This window comes from Bartonella sp. AP20NXHL, from assembly GCF_042196165.1.
In the GTDB taxonomy this organism is placed as follows: domain Bacteria; phylum Pseudomonadota; class Alphaproteobacteria; order Rhizobiales; family Rhizobiaceae; genus Bartonella.
Window position 1 is genome coordinate 1 of sequence record NZ_JBHIPV010000034.1, and the last position, 6,053, is coordinate 6,053.

7 protein-coding genes and 4 pseudogenes are annotated in these 6,053 nt (G+C 36.7%); all 11 read right to left on the bottom strand.

Features of this window, described 5'->3' with window-relative positions:
• The coding region (locus ACFILL_RS08550) for a phage terminase large subunit family protein (RefSeq protein WP_375631769.1) at window positions 1-475 on the bottom strand (475 nt) is incomplete at its 3' end.
• 39 nt (window positions 476-514) lie between these two features.
• Window positions 515-1,096 (bottom strand): annotated as a pseudogene (locus ACFILL_RS08555) (hypothetical protein).
• Between the two features lie 370 nt (window positions 1,097-1,466).
• Window positions 1,467-2,048, bottom strand: a pseudogene (locus tag ACFILL_RS08560) (hypothetical protein).
• 3 nt (window positions 2,049-2,051) lie between these two features.
• The gene (locus ACFILL_RS08565) at window positions 2,052-2,372 is read right to left on the bottom strand and encodes a hypothetical protein (RefSeq protein ID WP_273790989.1); all 321 of its coding nucleotides are present in this window, start codon (window positions 2,370-2,372) and stop codon (window positions 2,052-2,054) included.
• Window positions 2,373-2,872: 500 nt separating this feature from the next.
• A complete protein-coding gene (locus ACFILL_RS08570) occupies window positions 2,873-3,268 on the bottom strand; it encodes a type II toxin-antitoxin system HicB family antitoxin (RefSeq protein ID WP_273790990.1) in 396 nt (131 codons plus the stop codon).
• Window positions 3,265-3,464: pseudogene (locus ACFILL_RS08575) on the bottom strand (type II toxin-antitoxin system HicA family toxin). The gene ACFILL_RS08570 and the pseudogene ACFILL_RS08575 overlap by 4 nt, the downstream one beginning before the upstream one ends.
• A gap of 67 nt (window positions 3,465-3,531) precedes the next feature.
• Window positions 3,532-4,068 (bottom strand): hypothetical protein, encoded by a 537-nt coding sequence (locus ACFILL_RS08580; RefSeq protein WP_375631771.1) that lies wholly within the window; start codon window positions 4,066-4,068, stop codon window positions 3,532-3,534.
• A 12-nt stretch (window positions 4,069-4,080) separates the two neighbouring features.
• The gene (gene ssb, locus ACFILL_RS08585; protein ID WP_375631773.1) at window positions 4,081-4,533 is read right to left on the bottom strand and encodes a single-stranded DNA-binding protein; all 453 of its coding nucleotides are present in this window, start codon (window positions 4,531-4,533) and stop codon (window positions 4,081-4,083) included.
• Between the two features lie 136 nt (window positions 4,534-4,669).
• Window positions 4,670-5,050 (bottom strand): annotated as a pseudogene (locus ACFILL_RS08590) (helix-turn-helix domain-containing protein).
• Between the two features lie 25 nt (window positions 5,051-5,075).
• The gene (locus tag ACFILL_RS08595) at window positions 5,076-5,660 is read right to left on the bottom strand and encodes a DNA adenine methylase (RefSeq protein ID WP_375643760.1); all 585 of its coding nucleotides are present in this window, start codon (window positions 5,658-5,660) and stop codon (window positions 5,076-5,078) included.
• On the bottom strand, window positions 5,588-5,941 hold the full coding sequence (locus ACFILL_RS08600) for a DNA adenine methylase (RefSeq protein ID WP_273790995.1): 354 nt from the start codon (window positions 5,939-5,941) through the stop codon (window positions 5,588-5,590). Before ACFILL_RS08600 ends, ACFILL_RS08595 begins: the two co-directional genes overlap by 73 nt.
• Between the last annotated feature and the right edge of the window lie 112 nt (window positions 5,942-6,053).

Below are 6,053 nucleotides of genomic sequence, written 5' to 3' on the forward strand. Positions count from 1 at the left end.
ATGTCAATTCGATTTCAGAAATCAGTTTCTTTTGTTTTCTGGCAATATATTTCATTGCTGTCTCTAACTGATCTTCTATACCAAATTCACGACGGTTCTGGATTTCTTCTGATTTCACCGTATCACTTTTGGCAATGCGTTCGCTTAAAGCAGGGCTTGCCATAATCATTTGGTCAAGACGGGTTTTGGACAATTTCTTCGCTGTCTCAACCGTTGGCGTCACATAAAGGACAGGTCCCGGACTATAATGAATGGCATAACCGCAAAAGTTCAATTCTGCTTCTGACATGCCGATCTGCGTCCCTTTCATGACAATTGTTATTTCAATTGGCACGTAAGAGGAAAGGTTATCCATGATTTCGCGCAAATAAGGGGTACGCTTTGTTCTCCAAAGCCCAGGCTCAGCACTTGCTACGGTGCTAAGGTATCTATTCCCGCCCATTGCGAAACCTTGTACGGTGGGTCTGGTTGTCATGCGTCATTGGCATTGGCGAAAAATTCTTCGACTGCATTGTCATCCATTATTCGTTTCTTGCAAGTTCTCTAACTCTGGAGAATGTGGATCATGACAAGGCACTGGAATATTAACCGCTTCAAGCAAAGCTGTTCTCATAGTGTAATCAATAGCACCAATAAGGCTGGCTGTATCACATCCAACTTGTGCAGCAATGCTTGCACCAAAACGATGAGGAAAATTCAACATATGACATTACGGTGCGCTCTTCCAAACTCACGAGCTGCCTTTTCATTTCTTCTCGATCAACAGTGGTTTCGCGTAGTCGTTCAAGGGCAATTTTTTCGCTTTCAAACGCAACTTGCATTCGCTCCAGTTTTATCTTGTATTCATTGGCTCCATCTGTGGAAGCTTGTTTGATCTTTGTCCGCGGTTGTCCATCAGGCGCTAAAAGTGAAGCAGGGCGCTTTGTTGGATTCTCATTCCAGATGGCTGTGGCAAGGGCTTCATTGACAGAACCATCTTCAAAAAGAGCCGCATCAAATTTACCTGTCTTTATCCGAGAAACCACCGCATTATGTGAAACACCCATCTCTTCGTAAACGCATGAACCGATATCCCCTCACGATACTTCTTATCCATAGTTGCTCTTTGCCTTGATATTTTTCCCATCTTGAGGAATGGGGTTTTCGGCGTATCAGGATAAAGAAAGCTTTACGTCACGAACTGAAAAACGGGCTTCAATGCGATAAGGAGACATTTTACATATCATACTGTACACACTAAATTCGTTATTTATCAATGTGTTAAGTGTACAATGTACAGTCAAATTGAAAATTCTGTCGCTAGCGATAGTTCGCGCTCGCCTGCCCCGCAACAGATCCAACCCGCTGGGAAGTAGATTTTACATTGATTTTATTGTATTTTTTCTGAAAAAAACCAAAACGAAAGTGATAATCTGCTTTAAAAATTACAATTAAAGTGAGTAATGTGTTGACATAGCTTAAGAACATTATTTAGCTTTCTTATTGGCGGCATATTCTTGACGAGCAAGTTGGTACTGTATGTTTTTGATTAGTCTTTCATTGGCTTCGTTTACAATAGCACTTGCAATTTCTGGCTTGGACATCACTTTAGCAATTGAAGGTCCTTCTTGTTTTGCAATGGGGAATTGATCTCCGTCATCTCTTTGAAACACATTCCCTCCCATTTTCAATTCAACACGCTTTGGAAAATTCCCACCTTTGATAAAAGCATGGGGTAAGATTTCTTTCTTTCCAAACATTTTGTATGTTACGCTGTATTTTGTTTCTCTTGCTTGAAAAAATTTAAGAGGTATCGGTGTTCCAGAACCAATGATATCTGTCTCGAGAAACCTTGCTGTCGCTTTTTCTTTAATATACCCCCCCTTTTTTGACACGCTTTGATTGGGCAGATGAGATGTCGCAACTTGCTTTTCAGTAAAGCGTTCAACTTGTTTTGCTGCGGTGTTTAGAGCATTACGCAGAGCCCAGTTAAGGCGTGGTGCTTGAAGACTGGTGAAGGTATCTTTTGCCTGTTGAAGATACCATTTTTGGTGGATGATTAATTTCAACGTCTAAGCCTTTTTAGGGGTAGGTGTTGATGACTTGGAAGTTTTAGATTCCTTTGGTTTTTCGAGTGAGGTTTCCTCTGTCACTGGTTCAGATGATGTTTGTACAGCTTCTTGTTCTATTTTCTTAATTTGTTCAACCGCCTTGTCAGGTTTTGCTGTTGTCTTGACTCCAACAAAAGGTTTTACAGCATTAGCGCGCTTGAGACGTGCGTAGACTTGATTGGAAACTTCAACAAATGGATTATTGGGTGTTGATGGTTCAAATCGAACAGTGCTTTTATTGTCTCCAATAACACACATTGGCTTAGTGATGACAGCTTTCATCAGTGCTCCTTTTGAGTCATAATTAATGACATCATTAGTCAAATATTAATTTTTGTTATTTGAAAAATAGATTAGCCAGAACTAGCAAGAAAACAGGGCTTTCTAGCTACTTTCAAGTTCACATTTTACTGAATTTTTAAGGGATATTTTTGAATTTTAGACGCAATTCAACTAGTGCCGTGCTGTTATTCAATACTATTTTTTACACCATGTCAACAAAAAAATCTATATTTTTTATTTTAAAATAGAATATATAGATTTTTCTAAAACATTTTAGATTTTATAAATTATTGTGAAATTATTATAGGAGGGAAAGACAATGACAGGTCCAGAAATATTAGATGCCATGTATATAATATCAATGATAGTTATATCCCTCTTAACTATAGCGTTTTGTTTGCCTGCCGCCTTTTGATTTTCATTAATAGTTTTCGGATCATATGCAATTACACGCTTTTGCAAAAAAAATCGAGAGTGAGAAATTTTTCCAGATTGATGAGCTAAATATTAAGCTCGTGACGGGCTGCTGTTGCCAAAAAAGCAGATCTTGTTAAACCTCTCTCTTGTGCACAATTATCAATTGCACGTAAAAGCCCTCGTTCAATTGATATATTTGTGCGTACCACTTCTGCATCATTTTCAATAAAGGGGACTTGTATTAAAAAAGCTCCTTCTGACAAAGCTGTTTTGACAGATTCCCGTTGTATGACGTCTTCAAATTTTGAAGGAATAGGCACTCTATCTATATCTTCACAATAAAGTTGGAGTGCTTCTGTTGCATTTGCGATTAAATTTTCTTCCTCATCAGCAGCAGAAAAAAGTTCCTCAAAATCAGGAAACTGAACACCAAAAGCAGAGTCTTCATCTTTATGAACAAGAGCAAAAAATCTTTTCATTCTTCTTCTCCTTCTTTTAACCAGCCTGCTTGTTGTGCGATAGAACGTGCTGTACCAATCGGAAGATTTTTTTAGGATGTGGAACGATAACAACCTTATCATCTTTTTTAAATTTATGATGAGAACCTTTTACTTTGATAAGTTCAAAGCCATCACGCTTTAATTTTGCAATGATTTTTCGGCTATCTTGTTCCATTACCTAAACTTATAATGTGTAAATATATACACATTTTAATGATTTTTCATCTGATGTCAATTCTTTTTTAACGGCTAAAATGCTTATGAAGCGCATTAAGAACAATACGCAAAGAATTAACAAGATGTGTTAGCGATTGATCTTCTATAACAAGATATTGTAATGCAGCATAAAGATTATACTGTCTATAGAGGTGTTGTGTTTCTTTGATAATCTCTTTCGTCTCTTCATAACAATGAGTTGCTCTTTCAATCCACCGTTTTTGTGCCTCCTCATTTGATGAAGGAGTAAAGTTATCATAAATTGCATTAGGCAATCCTTTTGCACATAGGTAATTGTTTTTCACTTCAAGATATTTTTGCGCATCATCATATTGGTCTTGATTGATTTCGCCTTGCAAATAAAGCCGCCCGATATAGGTACCGGAAAGCGGACTTTTAGCCTCTTCTATGGTCAAGCCAAAGCGTTTGGCACGCATTTCAATTGCCAATTTATCCATGGGTTCATGCGGTGTTTTTGCTCGTGAGATGCGTCCGTTTGGTTCTCTGATACATCCTTTAATCCGTGGACGACCACGTTTTGCACGTTTTTTTCTTTTTGTCATATTTTTTTTCAATCAGAATGGGATAGCATTATTAAGAGATGTGCTATGATCAGCAGCACCTGAAGCGATGGCATAATGTTGAGAAGTAATGGGTGAAGGGGTAGGGGATGCTGATTGATCTTTCTTTGCATCAAGCAAATACAATTCGCCTTTGAATTGCGGTAAAATAATCTCTGTTGTGTAACGGTCATGCCCATTTTTATCTTGCCATTTGCGTGTCTGTAATTTGCCTTCTACGTAAACCTTTGAACCTTTGTTTAGATATTGAAGTGCAATTTTTGCCAAATGTGGATTAAAAATCATAACAGAATGCCATTCAGTCTTCTCTACTTTTTGATGTGTATTTTTATCTGTATAGCTTTCAGAAGTTACCATACGAAAATTAACCACTTCTGCTCCAGAATTCATTGTTTTGCTTTCGGGATTAGCACCAAGGCGCCCGATTAAAGTCACTTTATTTAGCATATTTGTAGCCCCATTAGATTAGCAATTTATATATACAAAATCTTAGCATAATTTGCTTATTTTTTCAATTATTTCAAAAGTATATTATTGTTTTTTAACATATAAAATTATGTTTACGGTGTATAAAATAAGGAGATCAAGGTATTTTATTTTGCAAGCAGCGTTTCTTTTCCGTTCTCACCATGAATTCCTTGAACACTGTTAGATCTTGTTGTGAAAGACACTTAAAATTTCTAACAAACGTGCTAATAATTTCACGGTTAAGTGGATCAGAAGAATTCATTATAAAATTCTTTCGGCAAATGTCAGCCTCTTTTCTTCAAAGAGAAGCCATGTTTTGATCTAAAGCGTACAGCTTTATGATCTTTTCTTCCATTCCTACTGGAACAGATTTTTTGCCAATCTCAACAGAAGATAAAAATGCTACAGAGATGCCTAGTTTATCAGCCATATCTAAGAGCCTTTCAAAGCGATCAAGGCGAATTTTGCGTAAAGTTTTGCCAAATGGTGTAAGCATGTGATTAAAGCTCCTATTCATGCAATCAAGCTGCTTTAAGACGTGATATTGTGTTTTTTTCTAAGAATTGAGGCATTTTGATTTTTGGTGAAAAAATCATCAGTTCAGTAGCTTTCCTTTTCTCTTGTAGAGAATATTGTAAGCTAAATTCTATTGAGAGATATTGCCTATACAATAATTTAATTTCTTCAACGTTGTCATAAGTAATTAGCCAAGGTGCCGTCACATGTTGGGAGATGACATTCTCTAAATTGTGGTGATCATTAGCTTTGTAAAACCAAGTATAAAGACCTTTTCCTTTTTTAAAATAAGGAGGGTCCATATAAAAAAAGGTGTTTTCATCAGTTCCATAACGCAGCAAAAATTCCCGTGCATTTAAACGAGTTAAATGTATTTTATCTTTTTGTTCACTTATGCGAAGAATGCGTTCAATTATATTCTCTTTGTTAAATCGGCAATCTATTTTATAGGTACCGCTTTGTCCTTTTTCTCCAATTGGTCCAGCATTTTTAATAATTCCAGATCTATTTGTGCGATTCAAAAAGAGTGCTGCGAATCCTGCGCTAAGCACATCTGCACTTGCAGGAGAAATTTCTTTTGTATGTACCATTCTTCTAAGTTAATGGTCGTTATATTGATTTTTTCTATTAATTCTTTTGTCTTGTGCAAAACGCAATACCAAAAGCTCCAAATGAATAGATCAATATCGTTAATGTGAATATCTTTAACATCACCATTAAAAAGAAGCTTTAAAGCAAGTCCGCACCCGCCAGCAAATGGCTCTCTATAGGAACAGCCATTTAATGCATTTTTCTCAAATATTTCTTTGACTTTTCCATACAGTGCAGCCTTACCGCCTGGATATCTCAATGGTGAGCAAACATGAGTCATTGTTACGCGCCTTTTTCAATGATGTTTTGATGTTTTTGTTGATTTCATCTATGAACGTTGAGAAGAGACAACGCCATTTAATCTAAACAGTTTTATAAAATCGGAAATTTTA